The organism is Burkholderia sp. HMSC10F09 (assembly GCF_001806955.1).
GTDB classification, from domain to species: domain Bacteria; phylum Pseudomonadota; class Gammaproteobacteria; order Burkholderiales; family Burkholderiaceae; genus Burkholderia; species Burkholderia multivorans.
The window spans coordinates 32,532-48,290 of the sequence record NZ_KV786759.1; the positions used below are offsets into that span (position 1 = coordinate 32,532).

Below are 15,759 nucleotides of genomic sequence, written 5' to 3' on the forward strand. Positions count from 1 at the left end.
CCCGAACGGCGCGATTTCGATGGGCCCGGAAATCGACGTGGTCGACCCGACATGACTCAGCAGTAACCTGAATTGTCGGTGCAACCGACATCCCAGGTCTCAGAAATCGCCGCCCAGCCACTGCTAGCAGTGCTTTTCTGCTGATGAGCACGTCGTTGCAGTTACGTCCGAACCCCCGTAGTATTTCCCCATATCAAAAAAGCTACGGGGCTATATGGCCGGTTTTCGCTATTACAACGTGCAGTTGCTTCCCATCAACGTGCACGAACGGGGCGACGTCGGGAAAAAAGGGTATCAAGCGTTTTTCGCCGGTCTGAAGCAACGCGTCGTCAAGGCCGTACAGGATCGCCGAGTTGAGGCAATCGCATACGGCCTTCGGAGCGGCCTACTATTTTCGGCCTTCACGGTTGAGCCGGCCGACGATTACGCTCGCGGTAAATTTCTGAAATTCGACGTTGCCGAATCGGTCATTGACATCTACACCAGCCAGACCGTGTTCACGGCATCCCCTGGTGCGAGTGCTCACCCGACGTACTTCCGGTTCGCCTTCGATTATGACCGGCACATCTTGGCAATCGAAGACACGCAGGGTCGGCTCCCGTCGACTGGGCAACTGATCAAGGCTTTATCACATCTTCTTGAGCCGGTCCGATCTGACCTCTACCCAGAATACATTCTGACGATTGATCAGCTTACCGCAAGCGACGCCGTACAAAAAGTCTTCAAGGAAGCAAAGGGCTTCAGACGTGTTCACGTGACGGTCACGTTCGCAAATTCGGACAAATTCGTCCAGAGCTTGCAGAAAGAGCTTCGCGACAAGAATATCCATCAGGTTGAGCATATCGAAAAGGCGAGCAAGGGCAGCCTTATGGATTCGCCAACAGACTTCGGGAAATTCCTCTTGCAAATCGCTCAACGTTACGGGAACGCATCAATAAATTACGTCGTGGGCCAGGGAAAAACGCTGAAACGAAAAATCTTTCGCATGAAGGATCACCCTGTTAGGCAAATCCTCAAGGAAGGAAAGAAGGAAACCGAACCTCAGTTCATAGACCGCGTATACCAGTCAATTCCCGGCGCCGAAAAGAAGGCCAGCGCGCCCGTTAAAGGCGCTCACGATTGAACGCAAAAATGTGGGATTCAATCCATCGATTTGTGTACTCGCTCTTGATCCGTATGCCGATCTTGGGAGACATCGTTCTCATCGTGAACGGCTACGCTTACGAGGGGGAACATGATGCGCTGGTGAGATTCGCGCCGCCAATGCATTGGGTTCGTCGGATTGTTCCGAAGCTGGTGCTATCGGGGGTTTTTGCAATTTGGATCACATGCAAGTTAACGTCGCACTTTAGCAAGCTCCCAGATCCCTCGACTAAGTTCACTGACATGCTGACTGGCATATTCCCCAATCTGCTTGGCTTCGGTATTGGAGTTTACGCGTTGATTTTCGCCCTGCCCGAGTCTTTCTTTAAGTCTCTTCGAGGTGAGCGAGAGACAACGGCGCAGGATGATAGGCAACCGAGCGCCCCGCAAGTAAATCCCGAAACGCCTCCGAACATGATCAATGCGGATATGGCGTATCCGCTAGTTATGATAGCGCTATCGATTGCATTTGGTGCTTTCGTACAGTTTTTCATGGACATTTGGAGTTTCTATGTCTCAGTGTGGCTACTCTCATATTGCTTCGTCCTGATGCTTGAGCTGATCAGCCTAATTTACGTTTCCGCCTATAAGTCGATTAGTGACAAGCAGTGAAGGGTGCCGTGAAATCCTGTTGCAGGTGCGCGCACGTTCAACAAACAAGCATCTCGCCGTCCGCAATTGTCGGCGCAACCGACATTCTCCCCCTTCGGTTGGCCTGACGAGCCGCCAAGCGTTTCGCCGGCCTACTCGACACCTGCGCAGCCTCGCCCACAAGCAACGCACCAAAGCGCCGTTAAACGCGTTTAGCCCGTACTCTGTTGCTTCATAAGCAGCGCATCAGATCCAACTTTAACGAATGGACTCCAACGACTTCGATCTTTCGGCAGATGACTTTATTGCCGTGGACATCTACCATCAGACGCTAGATGAAATGTACGACAAAGTCATGTTCTGGGGAGGTCAGCTTTTCCGAAAGAGCAAGAATGACCTGTGGGAAATATCGGAAAAAGACAGGAATCCGCAGCTCATCCAGAGCGTGCTCGATGAGTTTCAATCGTCATTTGTTGCGCCACTATTGGCGGATATGAATCTTGATCCGTACGAGATGCCGACGAATTTTTCCAAGTCGCGCAAGCAAGAGCTATTGGATTACCTGCGAACCTCGTGCTCATGGGCCATCCTCAGCCGCAGAGCATCGGAAGCCGGCGATGAACATAAAGGCTGGGTCTGCATGTGTCATGCGCAGTTCTGGCTTGGTCGAGCACGGCAGGTTTCACATCTGCCAACGACCGTGAAGCGGATCGCATCGGCCTCTGGCCGCAAGGGTTCAGACAAGCGTGACGAGAAATACAGACGGTTGCGTGAACTCGCTCGGGAACTGGCAGCGGCGGGCAACTACCCCAGCAAGCGAAATGCTGCGTTGTCGATCAAGGAGACGGTACTGAAGGAGTCCGTGGCACGCAAGGTCAACATGTCCGAAGCACAGGCGGAGAAGACCATCACCGGATGGCTAGAAGGCATGACGTTCGCCCGCAAAAAAGTTACCCGTTAGCCCCCCAAACATCGTACGTGATGAGGTTGGCGCAGTATTTTTTAATCTCGCTCCGAAATAAAGTTTACCTCGTCGATTAACCGATCGGCAATCCATAAACTTTATAAGGAGTATGCCATGGAAAATATTAACGTAGCCGAGACTACCACGCAGGAACTTGATACCAGCGCCGCAAAAGAATTTCCGGTTGACAAGTCCAATATCAAAAAGGCTCTTGAGGAAGCCAAGCAATCGAGCAGCTCTGAATTCAGTTCGAACAAGCTGGAGTCACATGATGAAAATGTGATAATCCCACTTCTTAAAGGCGCGCTCGACGATCTTAAGAAGTACGGTGAGTTGATCAGAAAAAAGAACGACTACTATCATGGAAAAATCCAGCAAGCCGCAATTGATTCACTTGCAAAATGCCTCGGAATTCGTCAGAAATTTTTTAGAATCGACAATACGCTTCTTCAGGATAAAATCTACGCCGCCCTGTATGAAAAGGCAACGGACGAATCATTCAAGAAAAAGCGGAAGAATACGACAGAGTACCATTTGATTTCTCGGATTTATAGAGGTGAAGAGCGACGACAGGCTTCCTCGGACGCACTCATTCTTCAACGTGCCAACGATGCAGGTCAAACAGAGCAGACATTCGCTGAATGGGTAAAGGAAAATGATGGGCTCGATGCAATTCGTCGTAAAATTTCGGAAGAACGGCGGAAAGACAAGCCAGTCAAAGCCCCGAAAATCGACAAGAGAAAGATCAGCGAGGATTTCGTCGCTGCTTTGGAAAAAATGAAATCATGCAACCTAGTTCATTACATGAAACCGATCGATGAAGATCGACTTATCGAAATGATAGGGAAGTTGAACATCCCAAAAGCGGGACAAGCAATGCCCCTTTTGCTTCGCGCGTACCCCGATGGCTCATATGAAATCTGCTGCTTTGATATGAAGCTCGAAGATCAAACGCCAGCCAGCAATGATTACTTGTAAGAAATGAGTTCATTGTCTGTTGACCGGACGATTTTCAATCAGAATATTGCTTGATGATCCACACCCCCTCGCCACCCTCTTTATATCGTGCATCACATGATGATGTCCGATATAAAGCGTAGCAAGGGGTTAAATGTTCGCAATCACACGGCTCCACAATTTCATGTCGCTGTACCAAGGGCGGCACGCTATCGCTCTTGCAAAATCGCTCGGCACTTCCGTGTTCACGGCGAAGGCGCTCGACATCGCGCTGTCCACCGGCGAAATTTCACTAGACAAGCTGCATCTGCTGCTCGGTTGCAGTCGCGGCCAGGCAGTAGGTGCCGCGTTCGATCTGCACGAGCAGGGCCTAGCCCAAGTCATCAAATCGACAAGAAGCCCGAACAGCGAATACTTCCTCGTGCCCGTCGATACTCGATGCGAAGCTGCTCGGCTGTATCGCGCCAAGCTGGAACGGCTCGGCCCCGACATGAGCCTATCCGATGCGCTGGGGAAGATGCTTCCTACCCTGCAAGCGATCTTCATGGAAGCCCTGACTGCGATGGAAGCAAGGCGACGCAGACGATAACACCATCGACAGACTAAGCCAGTGTATTTGTTTGGGCGAGCTCTTGTACTTGCTCTTCTGGTGCTATAATTTTTATATCGTTATAAATTTCATATCGCAACAACCCTAATCCGGCCCACGCCATGCGCGACTACCCACGGCAAGATATGTACGCGATCACCCACTTTCACAATTTCATGTCCTTGTACCAAGGACGCTTCGCAACCGCCCTTGCGAAAACCCTCAATACATCGGTGTTCTCAGCAAGTGCCCTCGACATCGCGCTGGCGACAGGTGCTATCTCACTCGACAAGCTGCATCTGCTGCTAGGATGCAGCCGAGGTCAGGCGATCGGCGGCGCTTTCGATCTGCAGGAACAAGGACTCGCCAAGGTCATCGAATCCACGAAAAGCCAGAGTGGGGAATACTTCCTCGTTCCCATCGATGAGCGATGCGAGGCCGCCCGGCTCTACCGGACAAAGCTGGAAAAGTTAAGCCGACAGCAGGGCTTGTCTGATGCCTTCGACAAAACGCTGCCCGCTTTACAGGCAATCTTCCTGGAAGCGCTGTCCGCAATGGAAGGCAAACATATCAATCAAAGCTCATCCTGATACGATCCGTTTGTCCCCATCGGCACGGTCTTTCCGCGTCATGTTGCGACGCTCGGCCGGGCCTGGAAGTACCGACAGCAGTATCTTTATGGTGTACAGGATGATTAGAGTGCCAGACAGATCACCGACGAACATGGCAAAGAATCGTTCGCCAATATTCGTCGTTTGCCCGCGCAACGCCAACCAGATGTTAGTCAACAGCGGGTTCGCAACGGAAAAGGCAAGGGCTAGGATAAGCAATCGCTTCGGCGTGAGATTGGTCAGCGAGGCATGCAGGCCGTAATGCTCTCTTGCAAGCCGATATGTCGCATAGGGAGCAACCGTCGCAATTATGCCACCAGCTATCGAGCGGATCGGATCGTTAGGAAAGAAGTACAGGAAGTCCACCAGCCAGCTTGCTACAAGCAGGCCGATAGCGCCATCGCTACCGAGCAGCAATGTCGCAAGAAGCCTGACGCCCGACGGCAAGTAGATCCAGTTCACGCCACGCACGAACTCCGAATGCGTGAACACCTCTTGATTCACCCAGAGCGAAACAACGAAAACCAAGGCAGTGCCGATGACCGATGCCAACCGTAAGCGCCAGTTGCTCATTGAAGTACAATTCCCCGTTCCGATGTACACCGCCGACGCGTCGATCTTCGTTTTCCGTACGGCGGTGTGAGCGTTCTGGTCAACGGAGCGTCGGACTCGATATGACACGCCCAGCTGATATCTACCTACGCTTTCTGCAACTTACCGAAGCCTTACGCGGACTTCCGTCGCTACCGGCGCTTGACCCACTCGAAGAAAAGATCCTCGAGTTCGTTGCTCGCATGACGCAAAAAAACGAGCGCCTCTCCGTACGCGACATGATGGCACAGAGTGATCTCGGTTCGCCGGCAACACTGCACGCCCGACTCAAGTCGATGCGTGAAAAAGGGTGGCTCACACTTGGCGACACCGACGACTCGCGGCGCAAACAGATCGAACTCACTCCTGCCGCCCTAAAGCATTTCGATAAACTCGCCGAGGCGTTCGCCAGAGCCGCCAAGGGTACCTGACTTCCCCCTGGATTGTCGGTTAAACCGACAATTCGATCCGCCGCTCCGGAAACTTACGGAACAGGCTTCATAGTGCCGTGACCTCCGCAACGCAAGCAACCGTCGTTGCTGCTCCAATTGTGGTTCGTACAGCGATGATCGCGGCATCCGACAGCGCCGCATTTCGTGCACCGATAGAGGGTCGCAGAGTGCTGTCCTGCTTGGTTGAGAATACGACCTGCGCAACTAGCCATGAGATTTTCTCCGTAGGTTTTCTATACGTTCGTGACCCTGAACAGGTCTGCTTGTCGGCCAACGCAAACCGGGCAATGCCAATGCGCCGATTGAATAGCTGTACTGCTTTCGCGAAATATTGCTGATCGGTCATCCGGCGCATGTCCTGTCCGAGCGACCAGCCGTTACCGAGTACGTTCGTCAGGTCAGGTCTGTTCTCGCGCCTGAACGCTAGCGCAAACCGGCGACGCGCTTCTAACTGAGCAGGATTCGCACGCCTCATCACACGAGGTCCACGGCATTGCGCTGCATGTCGTCGTTGACGTCGATGTATCGCTGCGTAGTTGAAATATCTCGATGCCCTGCGAGCGACATCAACACGCGGACGCCGACGCCCTTGTTCGCCAGATTCGTGATGAACGAACGTCGACCTGAATGACTGCTCGCGCCGTGGATACCCGCTTCCTTATAGAGCCAGTGGAAATACTGACAGAGCGTATTGGGCGTGAACCCGGCCCGCTTCTGCGTATAAAACAGCGGGCCGTCGAGCCTCGGGTTCTTCAAGCTCGAAACATACCCGGCCAACTCGCGCCGCAATTTCTGCCCGAGGAAAACCGTGCGCGCATGTCGGCCCTTGGTCTGCTCGGGAGCAAGCCGAATTTCTGACTTGATCGAACCGTCCGTATCAAGCACATCTCGCACAAGCAACGCGGCGACTTCTCCTACACGCATGCCAGCCCAGTGCGTCAGGAGCACCATCACTCGGTTACGCAACGCATGGCGTCGCAACGAGACGTAGGTCAGTACCTGCTTGAGTTCCTTTTCCGTAAATGTCTTGGCCTGCTTCATTTCGCCCCTGAACAAACAAAATCTATGTCCAGAGGATGTATTCTTTAGTTTTACGGATCAACAAAGGAATGACACCACGTAGATGTCAGAGAAAACAAGCGCTTACGCGATAACAAAAGGTTTTAGCAAAAACCTTTGATTTCGACCTGATGTCGAAATGACATGTCGGTTAAACCGACAAGTGACGTGTGTGCTGCCGCTAAAATTGTCGGTTGACCGGACGAGCGACTGTACAAGGCAAGAACCCGCTAATTTTCGATGTTCCACATCGAATCTGACGCAGCGGTATAAATACTACCGAGTTAAAAGACTAGTTTAACTCGTCTCACAGATTCCAAATTGACAAACACGTATTTGGCAACCAAGGGAAGCGCAACAACGCTCGCTAGTCTCGACGCTGTTAGCGCTCTCCCACCTACAACATACAACTACAAACGCAGTAATACATGGCGATGATGCATGCGAGCAATCTGCTCCCCAGTAATCGCCAGGTAGGTCGATGCAAGAGATGAGGCCCGAACGACACATGGCCGGTAATAGTATTGCATTGGTCGGAAACGACCAGAAGTTCGCCAGATTCTATAGCTATCTGGAATAACGGACAGGGCGAGGATGGGGTTAGCGACGTGAAGGATGTCGCTGCTTGCTGGTAGAGCTATAGCGGTAGAGATAGGAGCGGTGCAATTCCACCTTGATAACGAAAGAAGAGGGAGTCCAGGGCCATTCGCCATTCATTTTCAAAGAATGGCGGAAGAGGGTTTAGATTCACCTTGACTTCAATTTCTGTAAAATCTTCTGGTAACGATGTTTTCCACATAAGCCACCTGAGCTGCTTCGCTCGTTCGCTCGCAACTCATGTGCGCCTATTTCGCCGCACCGACTTCGGCATGACGCCTATGTCGGCGCAGTTGCTCATAGGCGCTTTGTTCCAGATATGTTTGTTCTGAGATCGCGCGATGGCAAAGCGGGATTCGCAGAAACGAAGTTTCAAGAAGCCAGACTGCCAGAAGCGCTGCTTCGTTGTAGCTGCCGCGATAGCGAAGCGGTCGAGCGTCTGCTACAACGAGCATCTGAATATTGCTACCCATATCCCCAAAGAATTATCTCTTGTGGCTCGACCTATGACTTCGCCCGCTGAAATCTTCGATGACGTGAGCTAGCAAGCGGAGCGCGACACCGGATCAATCTTTTCTTGATCCCACGCCACACGGAACACATCCTCCTCTGTATTGAAACGTCATAGGAGGAATACATGAGCGCAATCGCAAATCTGAAGATCGTCGCTGCGAAACGGCCCGGTGCACTGCCGCAGATCGTGCAACGCCGTAACCGACTGATCGCGCAAATTTGGGAACAGACGGAACTCGCCAAGGCTCAACAGGCTGGAACGTCGTTTACACCGACGAAGTTTCGTTCGGTGAAGGATGCAGAAACCGGCGAACGACGTAACTTGGAAGTGCAGAAGCGTGTCCGTGCTTGGTGGTGGACCGCAGAGAACGGCCGCGTTCATATGCACGTGAAGTACGGTGCAAAAACGCTGGAGCTTGCGAAGGGCAAGACAGCCATCGAAATCGGGACGCTCGCTGACCTGATTCCGACGCTCGACACGCTCAAGGCCGCAGTCGTCGCTGGAGAGCTCGACGCTCAGATCGAGGCTATCAGCGGACAGATGCGGTCGGGCTTCGTCGGCAAGAAGTGATGCGCCGATGGCAAGTTCCAGGCCGAGGGTGTGTCCTGCCCCGCACGATTCGGCGACTAATCGAGGATGCGACGCACCGGCTCAGCTATCTGTAATAGCGGAGCTCGGCGATTGTATATATTCACAGAGGCCGTCGCCTTTGCGCGCGTTCGACGCGCGGATGTCCTTCGGCCCCTTCTCCACGCACCGACTCCCAGAAGTATCCAGCGCTTTCTCGATATGGACGACCGGAGCCCAAGGCAAGATAAAATGATCTTCCCAGTAGCAGTAGGGCCATATAGTTTATGATTCTTCTCGAGTCCTGATAGAGGTCTTCTACCTCTTCATCAGTGGCTAGCAGTCCAGCAGGGTCGGTCGGTTGCTCTGCCTGCCGATGCGCTAGCCGCTCATGGCGGATGGTGCGCAACCGGTCGAGTAGTGGTGACGGGTCGTTGCTGTGCGTATGCTTGCGCACTAGCGCCACCATGTCATCGCGTAACTTCCGATGGGTATCGCGCAACGCATCAGCTTCTTCCTCGGGTACTCCGATGGCGGCGATGCGCTCTCGCATAAGTCCGTCAAAACATTCAGCACTCTGAAGAACATCTACAATGGAATTCAGCTTCAGAGCCTGCCGATGGTCATCCCATAAGCGCATCAGTGCCATCACCACTTCGCGCCGCAGAGCAAGCCGTATGATTTCGAAGGTATGAGCCGCATAGGAGCCACCGATACGCGCCCGAAGGTCGCCATCGTAAGCGGTCGGCTTCCACGTCTCATGGAACATGATGGCCAAGAGCATTTCCTCTTCGGCTGCTGCTACCAGTAGTTTCGCGCGCGTCAGTCGTTCTTCGCTCGTCGCCATCCGCACCATAGGTTTCGTCTGTCGTTCAGGTGGCGACATCGTAGCATTCACCGGATGCAACCTGATAATCGCACAATTGATTGCACTGAAACCTACTTGAATCCGTAGTGAGCGTTGATCGCGGCGGCCAATACAGCCCCTGCCGCAGATAAGCCGATGGTCCAACCGCCGCTAGCAGCCTTTCGGATCATGCTTCCGAACCAGTTCTGCACTTTTGGCCCGAACCGGTCTTTCTCCACTACCGCACCTGCCGAATCATCATCGGAAATGGCCGTCCTCAGGGCTTCCACGTCTTCGTCGTCAACACCTGCCTTTTTTAACGCAGCAGACAGGGAATCGAAGTCACGCTTCTGCACCGTGTTGATACTGGTGGTGACGTTGCCGTGCCCGATGACAACCGTGACGTTATCGCCAAACATCGCGTTATTGAACATTCCAGAGGCATCCACCGTTTTCGCGGCTTCTTTCATATCACTCTCCGGCACATCACCGATTTGATCTTGCAGGTTGAGCACGAAATCAAGCAGTCGCGAACGCACTTCCACAACTATATTCTGCACCTGCCCTGGCTCAATCTGTCGCCACGCACTAGTGACGTGCGCGGCTTCGTATCCGCTGCCGAACGTGCCGTATATCTCGGGCGCAATGGCGTTTGACAATGATTGTGTTTGTGCCGCCAGAGTTTCGAGCACGCTGATCGACTGTGGCATCGGCCATTCCGTATAACTCTGCCTGATGTCCTCAGGCAAGTGCGCTGTCGGCAACGTTTGGCTGCGATACCGCGCACCGCCAGGCAGCATTACATTCCCTACTATTCGAGCGCGCACAACTCGATACGTCGGAATTAAATTTTCGTCCTTGTACCCATTGAGCTCATCGTTAACCCATCCGGCTAATTCCTTGTGACCGATCCTGTGCATTAACACTTTGGTTTTCAACAACGCCCCTGTGAGCGAGCCGTCATTGGCACTCAGGAGGTCTATGACTTCCCCTAATAACCTCACGGATCCCTCCTCCTGTTATTTGATGTTTTTCTTTTTATGCTTCTCGGGCATTTCGTCGACCCAATCCCAGAAGGCGCGCGTCACATACCCCACTTTGTCTTCCATGCTGAGTGGAGCAACGAAGTAAAATCCGTTCGGCTTTGCAATAGGAGCCAACCTTGACTTCCATTGATTCAATGATGCTGTCGAATAAGCTACGTAGTAGTTGTCCGCCAACCGAAACCAGTCAAGCGATTTGTCCATCGCTTCCTTGACCGCGGTTGTAGGCTGCGAAGCGTCCGCAGAAATAAGAATGCTCAGAAAGCGCGCGGCAGGCATTATTCCGTTTCCTCCGGATCTTCTGCTACCGGCTCCAGTTCGCTCGCGGCACTGCTGCTCATACCAGCCGAAGCCGCTAATATATTGGCATCTCCCGTGCGCGGCGCTTCGATTGCCGAAGCCTGGAAGGCTGTGTCGATAGACGGCATGTTCTTGCTTGCGAGAATTGCCTTCTGGTAAGCGGTGATCTGGGCGCCTTCCAACGTAGCAAGAAATGGATACTGCATTGCGAATTTGCTCGCCTTGTCCGATCCGAGCCAAAAAATCACGATGACCCCACCGATTGCCAAAGCGGACAACCATTCAACATGTATCCACAATCCGACGCCACACAGACCGAGGCAAACCGCTGCGGTTGCAAGGTAGGTTCGACCGACGACACCGCCCGGCAGTCGCGCTTTGACGAGCCCAGAAAAGAGCCGGTTAAAAAAGTCCACGCGTGGTCCCTCCGTGGAAAACGCGTGCCACAGTGTATCAGTTCCGCAACGGGTAATCGTCTATCGCGTAGCCGCTTGCTCCTAAATTCGGAATAGCACCGCTGCGTCTACTCCAGGCGCCTCATCCTCTTCCAGTTTTAGCTCTAGTACATCCATCACACGGTCGGCGATTTCGTCCTTGTAATTACGCTCGCCTTTGAAGTTTAGTTGGCGATTCGCTGCACCAGCGACTACATCCGCCAATTGCACCAATGCGCTGTCTTTGGAGGACACGGTGTTGAATCGCTCGTCCAACGTAACGCCGTCTAGGTTCGCTCGCTCGATACCTTCAGAGACTCGGTTGCGGATCTCGGTCAACGCAATCCGATCTATAGACTGCTCTTCGTCCATCGTCACAGCAACGTGACGCGGCACGCCAACACGACCGCTTTCGATCTCGTGACGAAGTCCGCGCACAAGCATGAACTCATGCAGCCGCTGCACCACTTCATCGATCGGACGCCGCGAGTTACGTTTGTTCACAGCGATCAACTTGAAGCTCAAAAATTCTCGATTCGCGGCGACGACGTTCAAATAATCTGTTACGGCATCCACGTCTCCCTTGCCGAACGCCGAAAAGTGAATTTCTCGTCTAGCGAACTTTGAGACCGCCTGCCAATCCCTGATGGCCTTGGATACGTCATACACAGCGCGACCGTTCAGCACCCACACGGACCCTATGATGACGTGATCCTCGCCTTTTCCCGTCTCGTCCGAAAATACTTGAAGCATTTGCCGTGGAGCCTCGTCGTTCAACACGGCCTCGCGCATCTCGTCTTCGCGCCCCTTGCGGCGACGCCGTACCTTCTCCTCAGCTTGAAATAACTCGTACTCGTTCTGGATTTTCGCCCGAGCACGCACGAGAAATGGCACACGGTCGAGCTTGAAGAAGTCCGCCGGCTTGATACCGCCAGGATTGTATATTTCAGGCTGGAATGTTTCCCAGTATTTGAGGGCGAGCGCCACATCGCTGTTTCTCGCAGCGGGATGCAAGTTCAGAATGTGAGCGACGCGAGTCTGCTGGTTCGAGAAGTCGCCCCCTGCCAATGACGCAATAAGGCTTTCTTTTGCTTTCAACCGTGCGGCAGCGCGTTTGGCCTCTCGATCCGCGTCCGCAGGCCCAGGGTCTTTTTCACTATCAGCAGCGATTCCCTGCACATCATTGGCAAGCTCTTCGTCCATTGTCAGCCCCTCGCGTCATTTTAATGATAGATCGAGTTTATCCGACACGGCAGGACAGCGATCTAGTGCGGCACCTGTCACCACTCCATCAGCATAAATACCTGCACGCAACGATAGAGGCAACACGCATGAGATACCACGAAATCCTGAGCCGATCCGGCTTGCACGAAGTCGCTGACCTTGAGCAACAGCGCATCAAAGCGCAAAAGCGGGCCGCCAAGCGCCAGACGGTCGCAGCAAAGCGTGCCGACTTGACCCATCGCATCGACAAGGCGAAGAAGCAGCTCGCCGACCTCAACGCCAAGCCGGCATGATCGACATCCAGCGAACGTCGGTTGAACCGACGTTTGAAGCAAATACAAGCCCTGTTCGTACGCAATCTAACAGGGCTTCGTCATCAAGGAACTAAGTTTTCCGAGATTTCCCGTGTGTACGGTATACACAAGTTATCGAGGCTTATCCGAGCTTTCTCGCCAGTTCGCCCGCTGACGTGTGATAGTACCGACTCAGCATCTGAACGTTGGAATGCCCGGTCACGGATGCAAGCTCGATCACGTTCGGCAGCTTTTTCGCAAGATTCGTCGTTGCCATGTGCCGTAGATCGTGAAAGTGGAAGTTTTCAATTGCAGCGCGCTTGCATGCTCGCGGCCACGCGCACAAGACGACATTCTGAGTGATCGGAATGACGCGCTCGTCGATGCGCTCCAAGCTCTCTAGAATCGCGATCGCGGCACTGCTCAACGGAACATGCCGATCCTTGCCGTTTTTCGTCATCGGCAGATAGGCCGTGCGCTGATCGAAATCGACGTGCCTCCATTCCAGTGACAGCAATTCGCCCTGCCGCATCGCTGTCTCCAGCGCAAGCTTGGCGAGCGGTAGCAACCACCTGCTCCGCAATTCGTGGCGCTCCGCATGCAGTTCATGCAAGAGGCGATCAAGCTCGGCTGGCTTCAATATGCGATTTCGACCGGGCGGCAATCGCGGCTTTTTCACGAGCTTCGCAGGATTGGTTATTGAAAGCCCCCATTCACGCTGCGCATGCGTGATCACCGCGCTGATCGTTGCGAGTTCGCGGCAGACGCACGAGTTGGTAGCAACCTTGAGACGTTGATCGCGGTAATCGGCCACCAAGCTCGCGGTCAAATTTCGCATGCTGTACTCGGCGATCTTGTGGCGCAGCATTTTGCCGATCCGATATTCTTCGCTGCGCCTGCTACGCTTTGTCGGCGTAATGGATTCTCTGTAACGCTCCAGCAGTTTTCCGAAGGTGACGTCGGTCGTGCCTGCCGGATCGACCCACGTTCCGTCGTCCATCGCCGTTTCGACGGAACGCGCCCAGACTTGGCCTTCTGCCTTCGTCGCAAATGATCTGTACTGCGTAGGAAATCCCTTGCGATTAATTTTGACTTGCCAGCGTCCGTTACGCTGACTGAATGTCGCCATGTTTTTGCCTCTGAGTTGCGGTTGAGTTGCAAAAACATGATTTCGGACAATTGGAAAAGCTGGAAAGCCTTGGGCCACGGTTAAATTAGAATCCGACCCCAATTTTCAATTGATGCACTCGTCGGTAATCATCAAAGCCATACTGCCACCAGCTTTCCTAGAAAAAACAATGCATTATAGCTTTTCGGCCGGCCGCCCGGGATCGCGTGCGACGCGACGGGAGCGGGACATCGAGGGGGAAATGGAGCCGTTTCGCGCATTAGCGATCGCGTCGGCGGCCGCGGCATGACAAGACATGACGGCCGACGATGCCGAGTGTCCGATACGGCGGCGCTCAGGCCTGAAGGCATCCGGATGACGCTGTAAGCGCCGATGCACCGAGCCGAATGCACCAGCGCCGGCGGCAGTTAGTACCGGCCGATCTCGCGACGAAATCGGCCAGCCTGCATCAAGCGGCGGGGCCGCCCATCGCGGCGACCTTCTCGGTCAGCCACTTCTCGACGGACGGGAACACGAACTTGCTGACATCGCCACCCAACTGCGCGATTTCACGCACGATCGTGCCCGAAATGAATTGATATTGATCGGACGGCGTCATGAACATCGTCTCGACGTCGGGCAGCAGATAGCGGTTCATCCCGGCCATCTGGAACTCGTATTCGAAATCCGACACGGCGCGCAGCCCGCGCACAATCACGCGCGCGTTGTTCGTGCGCACGAAGTCCTTCAGCAGGCCCTTGAAGCCCATCACCTTCACGTTCGGGTAATGGCCGAGCACCTCGTTCGCAATCTTCAGACGTTCTTCGAGCGAGAAGAACGGCTTTTTCGCGCGACTGTCGGCGACGCCGACGACCAGCGTGTCAAAAATGCTCGACGCGCGCCGCACGAGGTCTTCGTGGCCGCGCGTCAGCGGATCGAACGTACCGGGATACACGGCGACTACCATGTCGCTCCTCCTGTCATCACGCAAACGGGGAAGCAGCGGTGCGACGTGCACGCCACTGCACAGATGGACGTGCGTCGCCGTTCGGGCGCGCCGCCTCTTTTGGAACGCGCATTATTCATCATTTTCGCGCCGCAGCAAATGATAGTGGACCGCGCCGGCCTTGCCGTGTTTCGCGACCTGCCAGCCCGCGAGCGCGTCGTGTGCGGAAAGGTCGAGCTCGGCGCCGGACTCGACGTACAGTGCGCCGCCGTCGGCGACGAGCGGCGCGGTCAGCGCGATCGCGCGCGCGAGCGCGGCCGCATCGCCGAACGGCGGATCGAGGAACACGACGTCGAACGAGCGCGGCGCGAGGCCGGCCGCGAGCCGCAGCGCATCGGCCTCGGCAATCTCGACCGTGCGCGCGCCCAGCTTGTCCTTGATCGCACGCAGCTGCTGCGCGGCGCGCGGATGGCGTTCGACCATCACGACGTTCGCCGCGCCGCGCGACGCGGCTTCGAAACCGAGCGCGCCGGTGCCCGCGAACAGGTCCAGACAGCGCTGGCCTTCGAGATCCTGGCCGAGCCAGTTGAACAGTGTCTCGCGCACGCGATCGGGCGTCGGACGCAGGCCGTCGAGGTCGAGCACCGCGAGCGGCGTGCGTTTCCACTCGCCGCCGATGATGCGGATCGTATGCGGCTTGCCGCGAGCCGACGAGGCCGTGGAGCGGCCGGAAGAGGAACGGGACATACAGGAATATCGGGACGGGGGAACGGGCATGCGCACCGGCATGCCGGCAAACAGGCGCACGTTACCACAGCGGCGGCGCGTGCTGACGCGAGCGCGTCGCCGCGCCTGATAAAATGCGGCGTTTCGGCCGCGTTGCGCGGCGCTCCGCGAGCGCCGGCGGCTGCCCGGCGCCCCGCGGCTCG

Annotated in this window: 20 protein-coding genes; 9 read left to right on the plus strand and 11 right to left on the minus strand. The window is 54.8% G+C overall.

Annotated elements, in window-relative coordinates; genetic code table 11:
* Positions 1-214: 214 nt before the first annotated feature.
* The 6 genes from HMPREF3115_RS17100 (at position 215) to HMPREF3115_RS17120 (ending at position 4,834) form a co-directional block, all read left to right on the plus strand.
* The gene (locus HMPREF3115_RS17100; RefSeq protein ID WP_006415492.1) at positions 215-1,123 is read left to right on the plus strand and encodes a DUF4747 family protein; all 909 of its coding nucleotides are present in this window, start codon (positions 215-217) and stop codon (positions 1,121-1,123) included.
* 8 nt (positions 1,124-1,131) lie between these two features.
* The gene (locus HMPREF3115_RS17105; protein WP_105782821.1) at positions 1,132-1,755 is read left to right on the plus strand and encodes a hypothetical protein; all 624 of its coding nucleotides are present in this window, start codon (positions 1,132-1,134) and stop codon (positions 1,753-1,755) included.
* Positions 1,756-1,999: 244 nt separating this feature from the next.
* Positions 2,000-2,695, plus strand: a complete 696-nt coding sequence (locus tag HMPREF3115_RS17110; RefSeq protein ID WP_006415488.1) for a hypothetical protein — start codon at positions 2,000-2,002, stop codon at positions 2,693-2,695.
* A gap of 117 nt (positions 2,696-2,812) precedes the next feature.
* A complete protein-coding gene (locus tag HMPREF3115_RS30950; RefSeq protein WP_006415525.1) occupies positions 2,813-3,676 on the plus strand; it encodes a hypothetical protein in 864 nt (287 codons plus the stop codon).
* A 133-nt stretch (positions 3,677-3,809) separates the two neighbouring features.
* Positions 3,810-4,244: a hypothetical protein gene (locus tag HMPREF3115_RS17115; RefSeq protein WP_043281547.1), complete on the plus strand. Its 435-nt coding sequence runs from the start codon at positions 3,810-3,812 to the stop codon at positions 4,242-4,244.
* Positions 4,245-4,366: 122 nt separating this feature from the next.
* Entirely contained in the window at positions 4,367-4,834 is a 468-nt protein-coding gene (locus tag HMPREF3115_RS17120; RefSeq protein WP_233620123.1) for a hypothetical protein, read from the plus strand.
* Here HMPREF3115_RS17120 and HMPREF3115_RS17125 read toward each other — a convergent pair.
* Positions 4,826-5,428, minus strand: coding sequence for an MASE1 domain-containing protein (locus tag HMPREF3115_RS17125; RefSeq protein WP_012214168.1), 603 nt, complete (start codon positions 5,426-5,428; stop codon positions 4,826-4,828). The two genes, HMPREF3115_RS17120 and HMPREF3115_RS17125, sit on opposite strands and share 9 nt — an antisense overlap.
* Before the next feature lie 101 nt (positions 5,429-5,529).
* Between HMPREF3115_RS17125 and HMPREF3115_RS17130 the strand changes: the two genes are divergently transcribed.
* Positions 5,530-5,877: a winged helix-turn-helix domain-containing protein gene (locus HMPREF3115_RS17130; RefSeq protein WP_012214169.1), complete on the plus strand. Its 348-nt coding sequence runs from the start codon at positions 5,530-5,532 to the stop codon at positions 5,875-5,877.
* Positions 5,878-5,944: 67 nt separating this feature from the next.
* On the opposite strand, the gene HMPREF3115_RS30955 is transcribed toward HMPREF3115_RS17130, so the two are convergent.
* Complete coding sequence (locus HMPREF3115_RS30955; RefSeq protein WP_141751687.1) at positions 5,945-6,244, minus strand: hypothetical protein; 300 nt, start codon at positions 6,242-6,244, stop codon at positions 5,945-5,947.
* Between the two features lie 128 nt (positions 6,245-6,372).
* The gene (locus HMPREF3115_RS17135; protein WP_043281548.1) at positions 6,373-6,939 is read right to left on the minus strand and encodes a tyrosine-type recombinase/integrase; all 567 of its coding nucleotides are present in this window, start codon (positions 6,937-6,939) and stop codon (positions 6,373-6,375) included.
* Between the two features lie 1,252 nt (positions 6,940-8,191).
* Between HMPREF3115_RS17135 and HMPREF3115_RS17140 the strand changes: the two genes are divergently transcribed.
* Complete coding sequence (locus HMPREF3115_RS17140; protein ID WP_006415514.1) at positions 8,192-8,638, plus strand: DUF6641 family protein; 447 nt, start codon at positions 8,192-8,194, stop codon at positions 8,636-8,638.
* Positions 8,639-8,759: 121 nt separating this feature from the next.
* On the opposite strand, the gene HMPREF3115_RS29500 is transcribed toward HMPREF3115_RS17140, so the two are convergent.
* From HMPREF3115_RS29500 to HMPREF3115_RS17155, 5 genes are all read right to left on the minus strand, one after another.
* Positions 8,760-9,521, minus strand: a complete 762-nt coding sequence (locus HMPREF3115_RS29500; protein ID WP_231856794.1) for an AbiU2 domain-containing protein — start codon at positions 9,519-9,521, stop codon at positions 8,760-8,762.
* Positions 9,522-9,574: 53 nt separating this feature from the next.
* Positions 9,575-10,486 (minus strand): AbiTii domain-containing protein, encoded by a 912-nt coding sequence (locus HMPREF3115_RS17145; RefSeq protein ID WP_012212686.1) that lies wholly within the window; start codon positions 10,484-10,486, stop codon positions 9,575-9,577.
* A 15-nt stretch (positions 10,487-10,501) separates the two neighbouring features.
* On the minus strand, positions 10,502-10,804 hold the full coding sequence (locus HMPREF3115_RS30960) for a hypothetical protein (protein WP_105767726.1): 303 nt from the start codon (positions 10,802-10,804) through the stop codon (positions 10,502-10,504).
* Entirely contained in the window at positions 10,804-11,241 is a 438-nt protein-coding gene (locus tag HMPREF3115_RS17150) for a hypothetical protein (protein WP_141751688.1), read from the minus strand. The genes HMPREF3115_RS30960 and HMPREF3115_RS17150 overlap by 1 nt, the downstream gene beginning before the upstream one ends.
* Before the next feature lie 81 nt (positions 11,242-11,322).
* Positions 11,323-12,462, minus strand: coding sequence for a DUF3800 domain-containing protein (locus HMPREF3115_RS17155; protein WP_012212685.1), 1,140 nt, complete (start codon positions 12,460-12,462; stop codon positions 11,323-11,325).
* Between the two features lie 128 nt (positions 12,463-12,590).
* Here HMPREF3115_RS17155 and HMPREF3115_RS17160 point away from each other — a divergent pair, with 128 nt between their 5' ends.
* Positions 12,591-12,776, plus strand: a complete 186-nt coding sequence (locus HMPREF3115_RS17160; RefSeq protein ID WP_043281551.1) for a hypothetical protein — start codon at positions 12,591-12,593, stop codon at positions 12,774-12,776.
* A gap of 142 nt (positions 12,777-12,918) precedes the next feature.
* Here HMPREF3115_RS17160 and HMPREF3115_RS17165 read toward each other — a convergent pair whose 3' ends face one another.
* From HMPREF3115_RS17165 to rsmD, 3 genes are all read right to left on the minus strand, one after another.
* Positions 12,919-13,905: a tyrosine-type recombinase/integrase gene (locus HMPREF3115_RS17165; RefSeq protein ID WP_006415526.1), complete on the minus strand. Its 987-nt coding sequence runs from the start codon at positions 13,903-13,905 to the stop codon at positions 12,919-12,921.
* Positions 13,906-14,353: 448 nt separating this feature from the next.
* Entirely contained in the window at positions 14,354-14,851 is a 498-nt protein-coding gene (coaD, locus tag HMPREF3115_RS17170; RefSeq protein ID WP_006398238.1) for a pantetheine-phosphate adenylyltransferase, read from the minus strand.
* Between the two features lie 111 nt (positions 14,852-14,962).
* Complete coding sequence (rsmD, locus tag HMPREF3115_RS17175; protein WP_070555311.1) at positions 14,963-15,577, minus strand: 16S rRNA (guanine(966)-N(2))-methyltransferase RsmD; 615 nt, start codon at positions 15,575-15,577, stop codon at positions 14,963-14,965.
* Positions 15,578-15,759 lie beyond the last annotated feature (182 nt).

Coding starts and splice junctions, on each gene's coding strand:
- HMPREF3115_RS17100 (WP_006415492.1), top strand. CDS start 215: ATGGCCGGTTTTCGCTATTACAACGTGCAGTTGCTTCCCATCAACGTG.
- HMPREF3115_RS17105 (WP_105782821.1), top strand. CDS start 1,132: ATGTGGGATTCAATCCATCGATTTGTGTACTCGCTCTTGATCCGTATG.
- HMPREF3115_RS17110 (WP_006415488.1), top strand. CDS start 2,000: ATGGACTCCAACGACTTCGATCTTTCGGCAGATGACTTTATTGCCGTG.
- HMPREF3115_RS30950 (WP_006415525.1), top strand. CDS start 2,813: ATGGAAAATATTAACGTAGCCGAGACTACCACGCAGGAACTTGATACC.
- HMPREF3115_RS17115 (WP_043281547.1), top strand. CDS start 3,810: ATGTTCGCAATCACACGGCTCCACAATTTCATGTCGCTGTACCAAGGG.
- HMPREF3115_RS17120 (WP_233620123.1), top strand. CDS start 4,367: ATGCGCGACTACCCACGGCAAGATATGTACGCGATCACCCACTTTCAC.
- HMPREF3115_RS17125 (WP_012214168.1), bottom strand. CDS start 5,428: ATGAGCAACTGGCGCTTACGGTTGGCATCGGTCATCGGCACTGCCTTG.
- HMPREF3115_RS17130 (WP_012214169.1), top strand. CDS start 5,530: ATGACACGCCCAGCTGATATCTACCTACGCTTTCTGCAACTTACCGAA.
- HMPREF3115_RS30955 (WP_141751687.1), bottom strand. CDS start 6,244: ATGACCGATCAGCAATATTTCGCGAAAGCAGTACAGCTATTCAATCGG.
- HMPREF3115_RS17135 (WP_043281548.1), bottom strand. CDS start 6,939: ATGAAGCAGGCCAAGACATTTACGGAAAAGGAACTCAAGCAGGTACTG.
- HMPREF3115_RS17140 (WP_006415514.1), top strand. CDS start 8,192: ATGAGCGCAATCGCAAATCTGAAGATCGTCGCTGCGAAACGGCCCGGT.
- HMPREF3115_RS29500 (WP_231856794.1), bottom strand. CDS start 9,521: ATGTCGCCACCTGAACGACAGACGAAACCTATGGTGCGGATGGCGACG.
- HMPREF3115_RS30960 (WP_105767726.1), bottom strand. CDS start 10,804: ATGCCTGCCGCGCGCTTTCTGAGCATTCTTATTTCTGCGGACGCTTCG.
- HMPREF3115_RS17155 (WP_012212685.1), bottom strand. CDS start 12,462: ATGGACGAAGAGCTTGCCAATGATGTGCAGGGAATCGCTGCTGATAGT.
- HMPREF3115_RS17160 (WP_043281551.1), top strand. CDS start 12,591: ATGAGATACCACGAAATCCTGAGCCGATCCGGCTTGCACGAAGTCGCT.
- HMPREF3115_RS17165 (WP_006415526.1), bottom strand. CDS start 13,905: ATGGCGACATTCAGTCAGCGTAACGGACGCTGGCAAGTCAAAATTAAT.
- coaD (WP_006398238.1), bottom strand. CDS start 14,851: ATGGTAGTCGCCGTGTATCCCGGTACGTTCGATCCGCTGACGCGCGGC.
- rsmD (WP_070555311.1), bottom strand. CDS start 15,577: ATGTCCCGTTCCTCTTCCGGCCGCTCCACGGCCTCGTCGGCTCGCGGC.